Source organism: Streptomyces sp. PH10-H1 (genome assembly GCF_030063355.1).
GTDB lineage: Bacteria > Actinomycetota > Actinomycetes > Streptomycetales > Streptomycetaceae > Actinacidiphila.
In genome coordinates, this window is record NZ_JASISZ010000005.1 from 145697 (window position 1) to 163557 (window position 17861).

The following is a 17861-nucleotide window of genomic DNA, read 5'->3' on the forward strand; positions in this document are numbered from 1 at the left end:
GTGATGACGTTCTCCAACACGTGTCCTGCCCTTCTGCCTCAGCGCCCGCCGGGCGCTCTTCCGGCCCGGTGTGCCGCTGCTTGAGTGATCCGGTCGAACATGACGCCGAGCAGCACGATCGCAAGGCCCGCCGCCAGGCCCTTGCCGTACAACTGGCCCTGTGAGAAACCGGCGACGACGTCGTAGCCGAGGGCACCCGCCCCGACCAGCCCGCCGACGACGACCATCGACAGTACGTAGATCAGTCCCTGGTTCGTCGCGAGAGTGAGCGCCCGGCGCGACATCGGCAGCTGCACCTTGGTGATGATCTGCCAGGTGCTCGAGCCGGCCGCAGTCGCCGCCTCAACCGTGGTCGGTGGCACCGCGCGCACCCCGTCCGCGATGATCTTTATCGTCACGGGTGCGGCGAAGACGATCGCGGCGACGATCGCCGTGAACCGGCTGGCGCCGAACAGCGCCAGGAACGGCACGAGATAGACGAACGACGGCATCGTCTGACCCGCGTCGAGGGCGGGCCGGATCAGCCGGTCGGCCATCGCGCTCCGGCCCATCCAGACACCCACCACGATGCCGAGGGACATCACGATCAGCGCGGCCACCACGGTCGAAGCCAGCGTGGTCATGCTGTCCTGCCACAGGCCCGACGCGACGATCGCGGCCACGCACACCGTCGCCGTGGCGCCCGCACGCCACCCGCCCAGCACGGCGCCGAGGGCGATCACGACCGCGCCGACCAGCCACCACGGGGAGCCGGTCAGCAATTCCTCGAAGGGGTTGAGCAGCGCCGTGGTGACGACATCGCGCAGACCGTTCGTCACTCCCGCGAAGCTGCCCTGCGCCCAGTTCGTCACGCTGTCCGCCGAACGGGCGATCGCGCTGCCCACACCGGGGTCGGCGGGGAACTCCGCCGCCCATACATAGGTGTGCGACAGCCAGACGCATACGACGGCGAGCACGCCACCGCCGATGAGCAACGGGCGACGCGCTCGGGGCCGACGGCCGTTGCCGCGCCTGGCCACCTCCACGCGCTCGCTCGCCGCAGTCGTCACGCGGTCCAGCACGATGGCCATGACGACGATGGCGAGACCGGCGTTGAACGCCACACCCACGTCGAGCGTCTCGAGTGCCTTGACCACCGTCTTGCCGAGGCCCGGCGCGTCGATGAGCGCGGCGATCGTGACCATGGACAGCGCGGCCATGATGGTCTGGTTCACGCCCAGCACGATCGTGCGCTTCGACATCGGCAGCAGGACCTTGGTGAGCGTCTGAAGCCGGGTCGAGCCGAGGGACTCGGCCGCCTCCACCGTGGTCCGCGGCACCGACCGGATGGCGTGCGCGGTGAGGCGCACCGCGGGGGGTGTCGCGTAGATCAGCGTGGCGATCGTGGCGGACGCCGGACCGATGAGGAAGAACAGTGTCAACGGGGCCAGGTACACGAACGTCGGCATCGTCTGCATGAAGTCGAGCACCGGCGTGACGACCCGGTTCGCCCGGTCGGACAACCCTGCCCACACCCCGAGCGGGATGCCGAAGAGGAGGGAGACCAGGACCGCGGCCACGGTCAGCGCCAGGGTGTCCATGCTCTCCTGCCACAGTCCCTGCAAACCGAGGAAGACGAACCCCGCGACGGCCAGCGCCGCTACGCGCAGGTTGCCGAAGGCCAGTGAGACATAGCCGGCGATGGCGACAACGCCCAGCCAGCCGACCGCGGGGACGGGCCGGCCGAACGAGGGCTGGGAGATCAGCGCCTGGATGAAGGTGACCAGGTTGTCGATGACCAGCCGGATCTCGTTGAAGAAATAGCGGAAGACCGGGCTGCTGTTGCGGCTGGCGCCGATGGCGTCGTTGATCTCGTTGAACTTCCGGTGCAGCGAGGTCAGGTCGGCCGTCCCGAGCGCGAGCGTCTGATGGCCGCGCAGCAGGAACCACAGGACGACCCAGCCGGTGAGGATCGCGGCCACGACAAACCGGCGGGTGCTGCGCGCCGGCGCGAGTCGCACGGCCGGCTCGGCGAGGACCGCCATCAAGCACCACCCTCAGTACCGGCGATCACCGCGAGGATCTCCTCGTCGCCGACGATGCCCAGCAGCCGTCCGTCCGCAACCACCTTCACGGGCTTGTCCGCGGCGAGCACCGCGCGCGTGGCCTCCTGGACCACGACGTCCGGGCCGAGCTCGGGCCCGTCGAGAGCGTCGTCCGGCCGCACCGGGCGCATGATCCAGCGCAGCGTAAGGACTTGCGCGCGCGGCACATCGCGGACGAACTCCCGTACGTAGTCGTCCGCCGGCGCGCCGACCAGCTCGTCGCCCGTACCGCACTGCACCGTACGGCCGTCGCGCATGATCAGAATGCGGTCGCCGAGTTTGAGTGCCTCGGAGAGGTCGTGGGTGACGAACACCATCGTCTTGCCGACCTCCCGGTGCAGCCGGATCACCTCGTTCTGCATGTCCCGGCGGATGAGCGGGTCGAGCGCGGAGAACGGCTCATCGAAGAAGAGAACGTCCGGCTCGCCGGCGAGGGCGCGGGCGAGCCCCACGCGTTGCTGCATGCCGCCGGACAGCTGGTCGGGGTAATGGTGCTCCCATCCGGCGAGACCGACCAGCTCGATGACGTCCATCGCCCGCCGGTTGCGCTCGGCCCTGCCCATGCCGCGGATCTCCAGGCCGTACCCCACGTTGTCCAGCACTCGGCGGTGCGGCAGCAGCCCGAAGTGCTGGAAGACCATCGAGAACTTGTGCCGCCGCAGCTCGCGCAGCCGCTTCTCGTCGGCGCCGCGGATGTCCTCGCCCTCGAAGAGCACTTCGCCGGCGGTCGGCTCGATCAGCCGGGTAAGACATCGCACCAGCGTCGACTTCCCCGAGCCGGACAGGCCCATGACGACGAACACCTCGCCGGGCGACACATCGAAGCTCACGTCCCGGACGGCCGCGGTGCAACCGGTCCGCTCCATGAGTTCGCGGCGGGAAAGACCGCACAGCTCCGGCGATTCCGGCACCGTCGCGGCCTTCGGCCCGAAGACCTTCCACAGCCGGTGTACGGAGATGACCGGAGTCGTGCCCCCGGATACGCCCCGCTGTGGCGGCAGCTGTGCCGGTGTATCGGTCCCTGCTGTGACGGCGACCGGCCCTCCGGCCAGGCCGACCTGGGTCTTCTCGGTACCTGCGGGCACTATCGACCTCTCTTCGGATGGCACGGCCGCGCTCAGCAGTGGCAGAGCGCTCAGCCGCGGAACCAGTGCTGCGGCCGGGGTTGGATGTTCTGCCAGATGTGCTTGGGTTCGCGGTACTCCTCCAGACCGGTCGGACCCAGTTCCCGGCCGACGCCCGAATGCCCGAAGCCGCCCCACTCCGCCTGCGGCACGTAGGGGTGGTAGTCGTTGATCCAAACAGTGCCGTGCCGCAGCCGCCGGGCGACGCGCTGGGCCCTGCCCGCGTCCTGGGTCCACACCGCTCCCGCGAGTCCGTACTCCGTGTCATTGGCGATCCGCACGGCATCGTCCTCGTCGGTGAACCGCTCGACGGTGAGCACCGGGCCGAACGACTCCTCGTGCACCACGCGCATGTCCTGGCGGCACTCGTCGAGCACGGTCGGCAGGTAGTAGAAGCCGCCCGCGAGTGACGGATCGTCGGGGCGGTGGCCGCCGCAGCGCAGCACGGCGCCCTCCGCGAGGCCCGCCGCGACGTAGCTCTCGACCTTCGACCGGTGCTGTGCGGAGATCAGCGGCCCGGTCTCGGCGTCGGGGTCGAAGGGGCCGCCCAGCCGGATGCGTCCGGCGCGCCGCACCACCTCGTCCACGAAGGCGTCGTGCAGCGAGTCCTCGACGATCAGACGCGTACCGGCCGAGCAGACCTGGCCGGAATGGAGGAAGACGGCCGTCAGGGCGAAGTCGACCGCCGCTTCGAAGTCGGCGTCGGCGAAGACGACGTTGGGGTTCTTGCCGCCCAGTTCCAGGGCGACCTTCTTCACCGTTCCGGCGGCCGTCGCCATGATCCGCTTGCCCGTCTCGAGCCCGCCAGTGAACGAGACCATGTCGACGGCGGGATGCTCCGCGAGCGGCGCACCGACCTCGGCGCCGGTCCCGAGGACGAGGTTCGCGGCGCCGGCCGGCAGGCCGGCCTCCTCCAGCGCCCGCATGAGCAGGACCGCCGTCGACGGGGTGAGCTCACTGGGCTTGAGGACCACCGTGTTGCCCGCCAGCAGGGCCGGCGCGACCTTCCACGCCGCCTGCAGGAGCGGATAGTTCCAGGGCGTGATGAGCCCGCACACACCGACCGGCTCGTAGACCACCCGGCTGATCGCGTCGTCGCGCCCGGTGTCGATGACTCGGCCGGCGCTGGTGCCGGCAATCCCGCCGAAGTACCGGAAGCACGCCACGATGTCGGCGATGTCGTACTCGCTCTCCACCAGGCGTTTGCCCGTGTCGAGCGATTCAGCGCGGGCGAACTCCTTTGCGTCGCGCTCGATGACGCCAGCGGCGCGGAGCAGCAGCGCGCCGCGCTCCCGCTCCGGTGTCCGCGGCCAAGAGCCCTCGTCGAAGGCGCGCCGCGCCGCGGCGATCGCGGCTTCGGTATCGGGTCGCGTCCCTTCGGACACTGTTGCGACGAGAGTGCCGTCGGCGGGGCAGCGGATGTCCCGGTGGCCGGCCGCCACCGCTTCGCGCCACATGCCGTCGAGATAGAGGTCTGCCACGCGGGGAGCCCTTCATACGGGAGACATTGTTGCGTATTACGCATTGCATTGCCCGAGGGGGAACACGATCGTGCACCAGGTGGCGTACGTCAAGGGGTTGTGCGGGCGGGTTCGCCGGGCCTGGCAGTTGCGCGAACAGCCTTGACCCACTGCCGCAGCGAGCGGACTATGTTGCGTATCAATCATCCTGTTGTGTAATACGCACCAACGGAGGATGCGCATGTCTCCTCGACCGCAAGCCGGCCGCGAGTTCGTTCTCACCCTCTCGTGTCCCGACCGGGCCGGCCTGGTCCACGCCGTGAGCGGCTTCCTCGTCCAGCACTCGGGCAACATCCTGGAGAGCCAGCAGTTCGACGACCGGCTGCAGGACCGATTCTTCATGAGGGTGCACTTCGATGTGTCGGATCCGAACACCGGGCTGGAGGAGCTGCGGTACGGCTTCGGCCCCGTGGCCGAGGCATACCAGATCTCCTGGAAACTGCACGACGCGTCGACGCCGACCCGCACACTGATCATGGTGTCGAAGTTCGGCCACTGCCTCAACGACCTGCTGTTCCGCATGCGCACCGGAGCGCTCAACATCGAGATCCCGGCGATCGTCTCCAACCACCCCGACTTCAGGCCGCTGGCGGAGAGTTACGGCATCCCCTTCCACCACATCCCCGTGACGGCGCAGACGAAGACCGACGCGGAGTCGCGTCTGCTGGAGCTCGTCGACGCCCTCGGCGTCGACCTCGTGGTGCTCGCCCGCTACATGCAGATCCTCTCGGACGACCTGTGCAAGCAGCTCGAAGGCCGCGCCATCAACATCCACCATTCCTTCCTGCCGAGCTTCAAGGGCGCAGGGCCCTACGTCCAGGCACACGTGCGCGGCGTCAAGCTCGTCGGGGCCACAGCGCATTACGTCACCTCCGACCTCGACGAGGGCCCGATCATCGAGCAGGACGTCGTCCGCGTGGACCACTCACGCGACCCCGATGAGCTGGTCACCGTCGGCCGGGACGTCGAGGCGCAGGTCCTGGCCCGCGCCGTTGAGTGGCACACCGAGAGCCGGGTCATGGTCAACGGCTACCGCACCGTCGTCTTCCGCTGACCTGCCCCTCCGTCCAGGGGACGCCCCCGGTGGGGCGTCCCCCAGGACCTGTCCTAGGCGGCGAGCCGTTCGAGCATCCTCCGGCGCCAGCGCTCGGTCTCGGCGATCTGGTTGAAGGTGAAGAGGTGCAGGCCCGCCACCGCCGAGGTGGGCGAGGTGAGTGCGGCGGCGCTCTTCGTCAGCAGCCGGTGGGGCGAGTATCCGCCCGGCGCCGCGAAACGAAGGAACCACGAGGGGTGCCGGGTCAGGAACTTCGCCGATTCCCCCACCCCGATCTTCGTTGCCATCGACAGCAGCTTGGCCCGTTCCACGGGCCCGGCCACGCCCACGTGGACCGGCAGCGTGATCTCCCTGCGGCGCACCCGCCGGACCCACCGGCCCAGCACCTCGGGATCGAAGCACAGGTTGCTGACGATGTACGTCGCATGACCGCGCTTGTCCCACATCGACTGGACGGTGACATCGTCATCGATGAGGGGATGGCTCTCCGGGTAACCGGTGATGCCGACGTGTGCGAACGGGCTGCCGAGCTCCCTGAGCCGCCGCAGTACGGGCAGGGCCGCGTCGTACGGACCGGCGGGCGGATCCGCGTCGCCGGCCGGCACGAACACGTCGTCGATGCCGGCCGCCAGCAGCCGGTCGACGATGTCCGTCAGGTGCACGTCGTCCACCAGCATCCGGGCGGGCACGTGCGGGACGACCCGGTAACCCTGCGCGGCCAGGCGCGTCGCCAGGTCCAGCGTCGGGGCGAGGCCCTTGGCCGGTGACGCGGTGACGGTGACCGTCACGTCCGTGCCGACCCACTCCAGGACCTTGTCCTCGGTCGCCTTCGTCGGCAGTACCTCATAGCGGACCGTGCGCAACAGCTCCGGCAGGCCCCCGGGGCGGGAGACCTGCACGGATCGCGGGGGAAACGGCGTACGCCGCATGATCGGGCTCCCGCCTTCTCAGGCGGGCCCGGGGCGCTGCCCCTGCCCGGCGTCGCGGCGGGGGCGGTGGTGCCGGTAGAACTCAGCCTTCGACGGTGGCAGCGGGTCTTTGCCCAGGATGAGGTCGGCGGCCTTCTCGGCGACCATCATCACCGGCGCGTAGATGTTGCCGTTGGTGACGTACGGCATCACCGACGCGTCCACGACCCGCAGTCCCTCCAGGCCGTGGACCCGCATGTCCGCCGGGTCGACCACGGACATCTCGTCGGTGCCCATCTTGCAGGTGCACGACGGGTGCAGGGCGGTCTCGCCCTCCTTCGCCACCCAGTCGAGGATCTCCTCGTCCGTCTCAACGCCCGGTCCCGGCGAGGTCTCCCCCGCGTTGAAGGGGCTCATCGCGGGCCGGCCGAGGATGTGGCGCGCGGTGCGGACCGCCTCGACCCACTCACGGCGGTCCTGGTCGGTGGACAGGTAGTTGAACCGCAGAGCCGGGTGGACGCGCGGATCCTTGCTCTTGATCTTCACCGAGCCGATGGCGTCGGAGTACATCGGCCCGACGTGCACCTGGTATCCGTGCCCGCCGGACGGCGCGGACCCGTCGTAGCGGACCGCGATGGGCAGGAAGTGGAACATCAGGTTGGGGTACTCGACATCCTCGTTGCTGCGGGCGAAACCGCCGGCCTCGAAGTGGTTGGTCGCCCCGGGGCCCTTGCGGAACAGCCACTGGAGCCCGATCCACGGCCGGTGCCGCCACTTCAGGTACGGCTGCATCGAGACCGGCTGCTTGCAGGCGTACTGGACGTACACCTCCAGGTGGTCCTGGAGGTTCTCCCCCACACCCGGCAGATGGTGCACGACGTCGATGTCCAGCGCCCGCAGCTCCTCGGCGTTGCCGACTCCCGACAACTGGAGCAGCTGCGGGGAGTTGATCGCACCGCCGCACAGGATGACCTCGCCGGCGCGCACCTGCCGGGGCGCGCCGCGGCCGCGCTGGTACTCGACACCGACCGCGCGCTTGCCCTCGAACAGGACCCGGGTCACCAGGGCGCGCGTCCGCACCTCGAGGTTGGGCCGCTTCTTGACCGGGTGCAGGTAGGCGCGCGCGGCGGACAACCGCCGTCCGCGATGGACATTGCGGTCGAAGGACGCGAAACCCTCCTGCCGGTAGCCGTTGACGTCGTCGGTCAGGGGGTAGCCCGCCTCTTGCACCGCTTCCAGGAAGGCGGGGAACAGCGGACTGGATGCCGGGCCGCGCTCCAGCACCAGGGGTCCCGAACGGCCGCGGAACTCGTCCTCGGAGTCGGACGCGAGGCAGTTCTCCATCCGGTTGAAGTACGGCAGGCAGTGCGCGTAGTCCCAGGTCTCCATCCCGGGGTCGGCCCCCCAGCGCTCGTAGTCCAGGGGGTTGCCGCGCTGGAAGATCATTCCGTTGATGCTGCTGGACCCGCCCAACACCTTGCCGCGGGCGTGGTAGATGCGCCGCCCCCGCATGTGCGGCTCGGGCTCGGACTCGTACTTCCAGTCGTAGAAGCGGCTGCCGATGGGGAACGTCAGCGCCGCGGGCATGTGGATGAAGACGTCCCACAGGTAATCCGGCCGGCCGGCTTCCAGCACCAGCACGCGGTTGCCCGGATCCGCGGACAGCCGGTTGGCCAGCGCACTGCCGGCCGAGCCGCCGCCGACGATGACGAAGTCGTATTGCTTGGGCACCATTGCTGCCTCGTCTCTCCCGCAACCTTCGGCCGGGGGCCCCGGGCCTTCGATACGCCGCCACGCTAATACGAGTATCGCTATGCGCGCTAGGTTGCGGACCACGCAACTTCCGAAGCTCTGGACGCCGCGTTTCGCACCCCGTGTTGGTGACAGCACTTATAGTTCCGCTATGAGCAACGACAACATCGGCACCGAATCCGCAGGCGCCCCCGCGGGCGGGGTGCAGTCCGTCGACCGCGCCGTCAGCGTCCTGGAGATCCTGGCCCAGCGCGGCGAGGCGGGCGTCAGCGAGGTCGCCGCGGAGATCGACGTCCATAAGTCGACCGCGTTCCGGCTCCTCGGCGCTCTGGAGGCACGCGGGCTCGTCGAGCAGGCAGGTGAGCGCGGCAAGTACCGCCTCGGCTTCGGGATCGTGCGCCTGGCCGGGGCAGTCACCGGCACCATAGACATCACCAAACAGAGCCGCGCGGTGGCCGAGCGACTCGCCCAGGACATGGGGGAAACCATCAATCTCGCGGTCATGGAGTCCCATTACGCGATCAACCTGGAACAGGTGCGCGGCCCGTCCGCGGTCACCGCGCACAACTGGGTCGGGCAGCTGACGCCGCTGCACGCCACCTCCAGCGGCAAGATCCTGCTGGCTCAGCTCAGCGCGAAACGCCGCGCCGAACTCCTCGCGGAGGCCGGCTTGGAACGCTTGACATCGCACACCCTGACCTCGAAGGTGCGGCTCGAAAAGAGCCTCGCCGAGGCCCGGGAGCGCGGATATTCCATCACTCTCGAGGAGTTCGAGATCGGCCTAAACGCGATGGCCGCGCCGATCCGCTCGAAGGACGGCGAAGTCATCGCCGCCATCAGCGCATCGGGCCCGGGGTACCGGTTCACCGAAGAGCGCATGCACGAACTGGCGCCGCTGCTGATCGAGGGCGCGGAAGAGATCAGCCACCGCATGGGCTACCTGGGCTGAGCCGTCGGAGGACCGGGGTCGGAGGACGGGGCCCCATTGACCGCGGGGAGCGTGGCTGCCCGGGCCGGGACTACCGCGACTGCCGGGTGCCCAGACGGTCATGGATCCAGTCGTGGAACTCACCGATGTGGCGCTCGCTCGGCACGAGGACTCCGCCCTTGGCGTACAGGCGCGAGCTCATCGCCGGCTGACAGCGCTCGCACGCGTCGAAATCCTGCCGGTTGACCCGGTCGAAGAGTTCGACGGAGCGACTGACGTCCTTGCCGCTCTCCACCACGCCCTTGAGGTACAGCCAGTCGCATTCGACGATGGTGCGGTCGGCCGCTACGGGGTACATCCGGTGGAGGATCACGTGGTCCGGCAGGAGGTTGATGAACACCTGCGGCCTGACGGTGATCGCGTAGTACCGGCGGTCCTGCTCCTCGGAGACCGTGGGGATGCGGTCCAGCCCCTCGGAGCCGTCGACGGTGAACCCCTTGATGTCCGCACCGAATTCGGCGCCATGGCCGACGAAGTACTGCGCGGCGTACCCGTCGGCGAACTCGGGCAGCACCTCGGTGAGTTCGGGATGGATGGTGGCGCAGTGGTAGCACTCCATGAAGTTCTCGATGATCAGCTTCCAGTTCGCCTTGACGTCGTAGACGATCCGCTTCCCGACCTCGAGGTCGGCGATGCCGTACCGGTCGATCGCCGCCACGTCGCCGAGACGTGCCACGACGGCGCCGACGACCTGCTCCTCGAAGGAGGGCGGGGCGTCCGCGAGGCAGATCCAGACGTAGCCGAGCCACTCCCGCACGTGCACGTTCACCAGGCCGTACTCGGTACGGTCGATGTCCGGCATCTTCGTCAGGTTGGGCGCCGCGACGAGCTTGCCCTCGAGGTCGTACGTCCACGCGTGGTACGGGCACTGGAACGCCCGCTTGACCTCTCCGGCCTCCTGCGTGCACAGCTTCGCGCCGCGGTGCCGGCAGACGTTGAAGAAGGCGCGGACCGAGTTGTCGCGCGCACGGGTCACCAGGATGCTCTCACGCCCCACGTCCACGGTCCGGTACCCGCCCGGCTTGCCCAGCTCGGAGGAGCGTGCCACGCAGAACCACATCTCCTCGAAGATGCGCTCCTGCTCCAGGCGGAAGATCTCCGGGTCGGTGTAGTAGTCACCGGGAAGGGTGGCGATCAGGCTCTCCGGCAGGCTGGTCGTTGTCACAGTGCACTCCTCGCGGAAAACGTCGTCGATCGGATCGTCACGCGCCGGTGGAAGCGCAGTCCCGGAACGGCGCTGTGCGGTGTGCGGTGCGCGGCGTTGTACGGCGCTGTGCGGCGTTGTGCGGCGTTGTGCGGCGTTGTGCGGCGTTGTGCAATAAGCAACTCGGCGTGGAATACGCAACAGAATGTGGCGTCCCGGTACCGGTGTCAAGATGTCTGCGGAACATGAGCGGGGGCTTGGGATACGTAAGCGCCCACCACCCCGTGGTGCGGCGCGTGCACTCCTGGGCGCGGGCACGGCCCGGTGTTCACGCGGACCCTGCCGTCTGCGCCGCCGCGGCGACGAGCTGCCGACGCCAGCGCGTGAACAGCCGTGCCTGGTCCATGCCGAGCACGGCGACCGGATCGCCGGCGCGCCGGTAGACCGCGAGGAAGCTGCGACCGTCGACCGAGCCCTCCTCGACGGTGACGCTGTCCGCGTCAGCGGCATGCCCGGCGAACTGGATCCGGATGCCGTACTGGTCCGACCAGAAGTAGGGCGGCCGGACCGGCTCGGGCGCGGCCGTGCCACCGGAGAGCAGGGCGGCCACGGCTGCGGCCGGACGCTCCCGCGCACCCGTCCAGTGCTCGACCCGGCGATGCGCGCCTACGGTGGGGTCGTACCAGGCCGCGCAGTCACCGACCGCGACGACGCCCGGGACCGTCGTGCTGCCGCCGGCGTCGCAGCGTACGCCGTTCCCCAGCGCGACGCCGGACCCTTGCAGCCATTCGACGCACGGACGCGCGCCCACCCCGACGACGACGACGTCGGCCGCCAGGCGGCGGCCGTCCTCGAGCACAATCGCGTCCACCCGGCCTCTTCCGCTGAGCTGCCGCACGCCGACACCGCACAGCAGCCGCACGCCGTGGTCCATGTGGAGCGAGGACACGACGCCCCCCATCGCCGCCCCGAGCGGACCGGCCAGCGGCGTCGACGCCGCCTCGACGACCGTCACGTCGAGGCCGAGACCGGATGCGGTCGAGGCGACCTCGGCACCGATGAATCCGCCGCCGATGACGACGAGCCGGCCGCCGCGCGCCAGGTCCGCACGCAGGGCGCAGGCGTCCTCGACGGTGCGCAGCACATGCACGCCGGCGAGGCCATCACTGCCCGGCAGGGTCCGGGCGGCCGCGCCGGTGGCGACCACGATCCCGTCCGCGGTGACCGACCGGCCGTCCGCGAGGCGCACCGAGCGTTCGCCGCGGTCGAGTCCGACAGCGGTCGCGCCGAGCACCCACTCGGCGGCGAGGTCCTCGCCGTCCGCCTCGAGCATGAGGGCGGCTTCGTCGATCTCGCCTGCGAGGAACTCCTTCGACAACGGCGGCCTGTCGTACGGGCGGTGCGGCTCGTCGCCGATGACGACGAGCCGACCGTCGTAACCCTGCTTGCGCAGCGAGCGGGCGGCCGACAGGCCGGCCAGCGACGCGCCGACGACGGCCACGGTCTTCACGCGGGGCCTCCGGCCGCGCGTGCGACCGCGCAGGGCGGGAGGTTCGGCCGGGCGGCGGACAGCAGGAGGTGGATCACGCCGTCCTCGACGAGGACCTGGTGAGTGCGCACGGGGAGCCTGGCCGGCGGCGCGTCGACGCGACCCGTGCGCAGGTCGAACTTCGAGGCGTGCAAGGGGCACTCGACCTCGCACCCTTCCAGCCAGCCGTCGGAGAGCGAGGCGTCCTGGTGGGTGCACGTGTCGTCGATGGCGAAGAGCTCCCCGTCCTCGGTATGGAACACCGCGACGGGCGGGTCGGACTCGAGCCGGCAGGCCTCGCCTCGCGGAAGTTCGGCGAGACGGCACACAGGAATCATCATGACACCTCGGTGCGTATAGCGAAACGGATTGCGATTGACGCAACATCAGTTTGAAGGCGGCCCCAGACCCTGTCAAGGCATTGAAAAGGACAGCGCGAGCGCCGCCGAACGTTGCTCTTTACGCAACGCTCGGCATAATAGGAAACTTCGACCACTCGTCGCGGATGGACCCGCCGCGGCGATCAGCGTCTTCGGTCTGTTCACGTCGGTACCGGGCCGACGGGCTCCCGCACGGCAGGACCGTGCACGACACGGTCAAGGCGTCGCACGTCGGTCCCGGCCGGCGCGAGCTCATCAACGAGCTGCACAACCAGAAGTACACCGACGCGCTGGAGCCGGAGAAGGCCGAGCAGGCGGCCGAGCAGAAGGCGGCCGGCGTCCACGTCGACGTCGACCGCAACTGGGTGGTGGTCAAAACCCGTAGATCGGCGGCCAACCCGCCGATCTACGGTTGAAGCGGCCCGCGGTCTCCGGCCGCGGTCGGCCCATTCCACGTCCCGCCGTCGAGGCTGAACGTCCCGCTGGTGACCAGGTGCTCGACGCGCGGGGCGCCGGCCATTACAGGAGCACCACGGAGCGCAGCACATCGCCGCCGCGCATCTTTTCGAAAGCCTTCTCCACGTCTTCGAGGCCGATCGTCTCGGAGACGAAGGCGTCGAGGTCGAATCGCCCTTGCCGGTAGAGATCGATGAGAGCCGGGAAGTCACGCGACGGCAGGCAGTCGCCGTACCAGCTGGACTTCAGCGAGCCACCGCGCCCGAAGACATCGAGCAGCGGCAACTCCAGGCTCATCCCGGGGGTGGGGACGCCGACGAGCACGACGGTGCCCGCGAGGTCGCGGGCGTAGAACGCCTGCTTGTAGGTCTCGGGGCGGCCGACGGCCTCGACGACGACGTCCGCACCGAACCCGCCGGTCAACTCGCGCACCGAGTCGACGACATCGGCCTTCGTCCCGTTGACGGTGTGGGTGGCCCCCATGCTCCTGGCCCGCTCCAGCTTCCGCTCGTCGACGTCGACAGCGACGATCGTGGTCGCCCCCGCGATCCTCGCTCCGGCGATGGCGGCCATTCCGACACCGCCGCACCCGATGACGGCGACGGAGTCACCGCGGCCGACCGCGCCGGTGTTCACCGCCGCCCCGAAGCCCGCCATGACGCCGCAGCCCAGCAGCCCGGCAGCGGCGGCCGGAGCCGCGGGATCGACCTTCGTGCACTGGCCCGCGGCGACCAGGGTCTTCTCCGCGAAGGCGCCGATGCCGAGTGCGGGGGCGAGCGGAGTGCCGTCGAGCAGCGTCATGGGCTGGGTCGCGTTGCGCGTCGAGAAGCAGTACCACGGCTTGCCCTTGCGGCAGGCCCGGCACTGGCCGCAGACGGCCCGCCAGTTCAGGATGACGAAGTCGCCGGGCTCGACCTCGGTGACGCCCTCGCCGACGGCCTCGACGATCCCGGCCGCCTCGTGTCCGAGGAGGAAGGGGAAGTCGTCGCTGATGCCGCCCTCACGGTAGTGCAGATCCGTGTGGCAGACCCCGCACGCCTCGACCTTCACCAGCGCCTCGCCCGGGCCGGGGTCGGGTACGACGATCGTCTCGAGGGAGACGGGCGCGCCCTTCCCCCGGGCGACAACAGCGCGGACCTCGTGAGCCATGAGCACTCCCTCGTCTGCAACGAGCCACAAGGTGTTGCATATCGCAGCACCAGTTTCCTGTTCCGCAACAGAGCATCGAGGAGTCCGCGCTGCGGGTCAAGACCTCAGGACGCCCGGGCCCGCCGCGGGAGCCAATAGTGGATGCACGCCGGATCCGGCGACAACGGATGCCCGGAGGGCAGTTCACGGGCGATCTCCCGGATGCCGTGCCCCATTCACAGGTACTTCGCCAGACGCGGATGGCGCGCTCCGCGGCCGCCGCACGTCCGTGACGATCGAGTGACGGAAGTGACGGAAGTGAGGGAAGTGAGGGAACGATAAAGCGCTCCGGCACGGCGACGGAGGGAGATCCCGAGAGCGACAATTGTGAGTGAGTGCCGTGCTGGTCGGTTCACGGATCGCAGGTCGCGAGGTCCTGCTCGGATGGACCGGGTGCGGGTCGGCAGGAGACGACGATGAACGGCTCAGTCCGTGTCGGACGTGTTTTCGGGGTCGCGCTGCGGATGCACTGGAGCGTACCGCTGCTGGTGGTCCTGTTCGCGTACGGTCTCGGCCGCCAGATCCTGCCCGCATGGACCCCAGGGCGCTCGAATGCGGTGTACACCTTCGCCAGTGCCGTAGGAGCCGTGCTGCTCATGGCCAGCGTGCTGCTCCACGAGACGGCACACGCCGTGACGGCGCGCAGGAAGAAGATCTCGGTGCAGGACGTGACCCTGTTCGCGCTGGGCGGGATGACCCGGATGGGGCGACCGGAGACCGCCGCGGTGGCATTCGCGGTGGCGGTCAGCGGGCCGCTCACCAGCCTGGCCATCGGAGGCGCCGCGCTCGGGGCGGGAATCGGGCTGCACGCGCTGTCCGGCTGGGCGGTGCCCGCCGCCGTCCTGATGTGGCTCGGCTGGGCGAACCTGTTCCTGGGCGTGTTCAACCTGCTGCCCGCCGCGCCGCTCGACGGCGGAAGAGTGATGCAGGCACTGCTGTGGTGGCGCACCGGAGACCGGGACCGGGCGGACCGGGCGGCCTCACGGAGCGGTCAGGTCATGGGAGTGCTGCTGATGACCGCCGGCTGGATCTCCCTCCTGCGCGGGGCGCCGGGCGGGCTGTGGCTCGTCTTCGTTGGTCTCTTCATCACGGTCGTCGCCGGCGCTGAACGGCAGCGCGCCGCCCTCCACACGGAACTGCGGGGGGTACGGGTGGCCGACGCCATGTCCAGCCCGGTGACGTCCGGTGCCGACTGGTTGACCGTTGACCGTTTCATCGACGACGTGGCAGTGAAGTCTCACCATTCCGCCATGCCGCTGCTCGACTTCGAAGGCCGTCCCAGCGGAATCGTGCAAGTACGCAGGCTTGCCGCGATACCGGGAGCGCGCCGCGAGTCGCTGCGGGTGCGCGAGGTGGCGACCCCGCTGTCCCAGTGCGCGGTTGCCGCTCCGAACGATCTTCTGAGCGATGCGCTCGACAAGCTCCGCCCGGGTACCGGCATGCGGATCCTCGTCGTGGACATGGGCCATCTGGTGGGGATCGTCACCGCGAAGGACATTTCCCGGCTGGTGCAGCGACACACACTGGGCGGCCAGGGGCTCAACTGAGCCGGGGTCCTACACCGCCCAGCGGTCCGGCCGGGCATGCCTCGCCGGCAAGACCGGCACGGGAACGCGTGCCACGGACACCGCCTCCTTCCGCTAGGGCGATTCAAGGGGGACAGAACGGACCAGCAGGGCTCGGCGCCCCCAGGTCCGGGCCGCGAGGATACGGGCCCTGATGTGCCCACCGAAACCACCTCTTTCGAGCCGACGGGCAGCAGCCACACGGTCTTGTGTTCCCATACTGACCGTCCGGGCAGCAGATGTCCCGGCTTGGGGCTGGGATCAGGGCTTCCATCGGGGCGCCGATAGCAGAACCGCAGCTCACACCCGATTTCCGCAGCTCATGGGGGTTCGCGGAGGTGTCAGGCCGCGAAACTGCTGGTCAGCGGGGCCGAGGGCGCTGTTCGACCGCAGTGTGACGAGGCTGCGGCGCAACGGGTGCCCGCTGCTCGGTGGTCGATTCCCCGGTCACCCCGGCAGCGACGCGCGTTCAAAGGCCCGTACGGCTCACCGGCTCGCGAGGCCACGGCTCCGGGGTTAGAACTGAGGTATGGCCGCCGTCGTCTCGGACGTGCGTGGCGCAGCACCGCGTCTGGCCGAGGTGCTCGCCGCGGTCTCGCTCCTCACCGACCTGGGGATGGGCGAGGAACAGGGAGAGGCTATGCGGTCGTGCCTGGTCGCGACCGGCCTGGCTCGCAGCCTGGGGGTGAGCGGGCAGCAGTTGGTCGATGTCTACTACGCCGCGTTGCTGCGCCACATCGGCTGCACTGCGACCGCCTCGGACGAGGCCGCCAGGTTCCGGGTGGACGAGACGGTACTGCGGCCGGTCGTCTCGGTAACCGACTTCACAAGACCCGCGCAGCTGCTGGCCTGCGTCCGCGCGGTCGCGTCGGCGGTGCCGCCCGCGCGCCGGCCGGCGTTGGCCGCGAGGCTCGCGACGTCGAGCCGGTGGGGAGCCGGCGTTCAGCATGCGACCTGCGAGTTGGCGGCCGCACTGGCACGGCGTCTGAGCCTTGGGCCAGGCGTCTGTACGGCGCTGTTCCAGCAGTTCGAACGCTGGGACGGCAAGGGCGCGCCCGACGGACTGCGTGGTGAGGAGATCAGCCTGGCAGCTCGGATCTCCGCTCTCGCCGCGCAGGCGGTGCGCCTCGCGGAGACGGCCGGACCGCAGAGCGCCGTGGAGACCCTGCGGGAGCGCAGTGCCTGGCTGGGCCCGGATCTCGTCACCCGCTTCGCCGAGGAGGGCCTCCGACTGCTCGCGCAGGAGGACATCGACGACCCGTACGAGACAGCGCTCGCCGCGGAGCCGCAACCCTGGCTACGGCTGTCCACCACCGACCTGGACCGGCTGGCCTTGGCACTCGGCGATCTGGCCGACCTCAAGTCCCCCTACCTGCGCGGTCATTCCAGGGGCGTTGCCGTCCTCGCCCAGCAGGCGGCGCGCCACCTGGGCGCATCGGACGACGAGACGGCGATGGTGCGCCGGGCCGCTCTCGTCCACGACCTCGGCCGCATCGCCGTACCCAGCAGGATCTGGGACAAGAGCGGTCGGCTCACCGCGCTGGAGCAGGAGGCGATCCGGCTGCACAGCTACCACGGTGAGCGGGTGCTCAACCGGAGTGCGGCACTGCGGGACGTCGCCGCCGTCGTCGGCCAGCACCATGAGCGGCTCGATGGATCGGGCTACCACCGGCAGACGTCCGGGGCCGCTGTGCTGCCGACCGCCAGAGTGCTGGCGGCCGCGGACACCTACCACGCCATGACCGAGCCGAGGCCGCACCGAGCCGCGCACACTCCGGCCGAGGCTGCGGCGGTCCTGGAAAGTGAGGCCACGGCGGGTCGGCTGGACCCCCGGTCGGTGGGTTCGGTGCTGGCAGCGGCGGGGCTCGCCCGTGGGCGTAGGGCGCCCTGGCCGGCCGGGCTCAGCGACCGCGAGGTCGAGGTGCTCGGGCTGCTGGCCTGCGGCTCGACCAACCGGGCCATCGCCGCCCGGCTGTCCATCTCGCCGCGTACCGCGGAACACCACGTGGAGCACATCTACGCCAAGATCGGCTGCTGCACCCGCCCTGCGGCGGCCTTGTTCGCCATGGAACACGGCCTCCTGGCTGATCGGCAGGTTCTCGAATCCGCAGATATGGGTTGATCTACCGATGCGATGGGAGGCCTGCCCGCACGACCCTGGAAGTGAATC

At 69.8% G+C, this 17861-nt stretch carries 14 protein-coding genes; 5 read left to right on the forward strand and 9 right to left on the reverse strand.

Going from position 1 to position 17861, the window contains the following annotated elements:
• Nucleotides 1-38 precede the first annotated feature (38 nt).
• From QMK24_RS05530 to QMK24_RS05540, 3 genes are all read right to left on the reverse strand, one after another.
• Nucleotides 39-2024: an ABC transporter permease gene (locus QMK24_RS05530; protein ID WP_283463995.1), complete on the reverse strand. Its 1986-nt coding sequence runs from the start codon at nt 2022-2024 to the stop codon at nt 39-41.
• Complete coding sequence (locus tag QMK24_RS05535; protein ID WP_283464067.1) at nt 2024-3085, reverse strand: quaternary amine ABC transporter ATP-binding protein; 1062 nt, start codon at nt 3083-3085, stop codon at nt 2024-2026. Before QMK24_RS05535 ends, QMK24_RS05530 begins: the two co-directional genes overlap by 1 nt.
• A 134-nt stretch (nt 3086-3219) precedes the next feature.
• Nucleotides 3220-4689, reverse strand: coding sequence for an aldehyde dehydrogenase family protein (locus QMK24_RS05540; protein WP_283463996.1), 1470 nt, complete (start codon nt 4687-4689; stop codon nt 3220-3222).
• 220 nt (nt 4690-4909) lie between these two features.
• Here QMK24_RS05540 and purU point away from each other — a divergent pair, with 220 nt between their 5' ends.
• Nucleotides 4910-5782, forward strand: a complete 873-nt coding sequence (purU, locus tag QMK24_RS05545; protein ID WP_283463997.1) for a formyltetrahydrofolate deformylase — start codon at nt 4910-4912, stop codon at nt 5780-5782.
• Nucleotides 5783-5835: 53 nt separating this feature from the next.
• On the opposite strand, the gene QMK24_RS05550 is transcribed toward purU, so the two are convergent.
• Together QMK24_RS05550 and betA are read right to left on the reverse strand one after the other, a co-directional pair.
• Entirely contained in the window at nt 5836-6711 is an 876-nt protein-coding gene (locus QMK24_RS05550) for a methylenetetrahydrofolate reductase (protein WP_283463998.1), read from the reverse strand.
• Between the two features lie 18 nt (nt 6712-6729).
• The gene (gene betA / locus QMK24_RS05555; protein WP_283463999.1) at nt 6730-8424 is read right to left on the reverse strand and encodes a choline dehydrogenase; all 1695 of its coding nucleotides are present in this window, start codon (nt 8422-8424) and stop codon (nt 6730-6732) included.
• A gap of 169 nt (nt 8425-8593) precedes the next feature.
• On the opposite strand from betA, the gene QMK24_RS05560 reads away from it, so the two are divergent.
• Nucleotides 8594-9391, forward strand: a complete 798-nt coding sequence (locus tag QMK24_RS05560) for an IclR family transcriptional regulator (RefSeq protein WP_283464000.1) — start codon at nt 8594-8596, stop codon at nt 9389-9391.
• A 70-nt stretch (nt 9392-9461) separates the two neighbouring features.
• On the opposite strand, the gene QMK24_RS05565 is transcribed toward QMK24_RS05560, so the two are convergent.
• The 3 genes from QMK24_RS05565 to QMK24_RS05575 all read right to left on the reverse strand — a co-directional run bounded on the left by QMK24_RS05565 (nt 9462) and on the right by QMK24_RS05575 (nt 12443).
• Nucleotides 9462-10595 (reverse strand): aromatic ring-hydroxylating oxygenase subunit alpha, encoded by a 1134-nt coding sequence (locus tag QMK24_RS05565; protein WP_283464001.1) that lies wholly within the window; start codon nt 10593-10595, stop codon nt 9462-9464.
• 307 nt (nt 10596-10902) lie between these two features.
• Complete coding sequence (locus QMK24_RS05570; RefSeq protein ID WP_283464002.1) at nt 10903-12084, reverse strand: NAD(P)/FAD-dependent oxidoreductase; 1182 nt, start codon at nt 12082-12084, stop codon at nt 10903-10905.
• Nucleotides 12081-12443, reverse strand: coding sequence for a bifunctional 3-phenylpropionate/cinnamic acid dioxygenase ferredoxin subunit (locus QMK24_RS05575; protein ID WP_283464004.1), 363 nt, complete (start codon nt 12441-12443; stop codon nt 12081-12083). Before QMK24_RS05575 ends, QMK24_RS05570 begins: the two co-directional genes overlap by 4 nt.
• A 242-nt stretch (nt 12444-12685) precedes the next feature.
• Here QMK24_RS05575 and QMK24_RS05580 point away from each other — a divergent pair, with 242 nt between their 5' ends.
• Nucleotides 12686-12898 carry a hypothetical protein gene (locus QMK24_RS05580; RefSeq protein ID WP_283464005.1) on the forward strand — a complete coding sequence of 71 codons (213 nt, stop codon included), beginning with the start codon at nt 12686-12688 and terminating at the stop codon, nt 12896-12898.
• A gap of 103 nt (nt 12899-13001) precedes the next feature.
• Here QMK24_RS05580 and QMK24_RS05585 read toward each other — a convergent pair whose 3' ends face one another.
• Complete coding sequence (locus tag QMK24_RS05585) at nt 13002-14087, reverse strand: S-(hydroxymethyl)mycothiol dehydrogenase (RefSeq protein ID WP_283464006.1); 1086 nt, start codon at nt 14085-14087, stop codon at nt 13002-13004.
• Between the two features lie 455 nt (nt 14088-14542).
• Here QMK24_RS05585 and QMK24_RS05590 point away from each other — a divergent pair, with 455 nt between their 5' ends.
• Both QMK24_RS05590 and QMK24_RS41695 read left to right on the forward strand, forming a co-directional pair.
• Nucleotides 14543-15673, forward strand: a complete 1131-nt coding sequence (locus QMK24_RS05590) for a site-2 protease family protein (protein WP_283464007.1) — start codon at nt 14543-14545, stop codon at nt 15671-15673.
• Nucleotides 15674-16220: 547 nt separating this feature from the next.
• The gene (locus QMK24_RS41695; protein WP_502962484.1) at nt 16221-17813 is read left to right on the forward strand and encodes an HD domain-containing phosphohydrolase; all 1593 of its coding nucleotides are present in this window, start codon (nt 16221-16223) and stop codon (nt 17811-17813) included.
• Nucleotides 17814-17861: the final 48 nt, after the last annotated feature.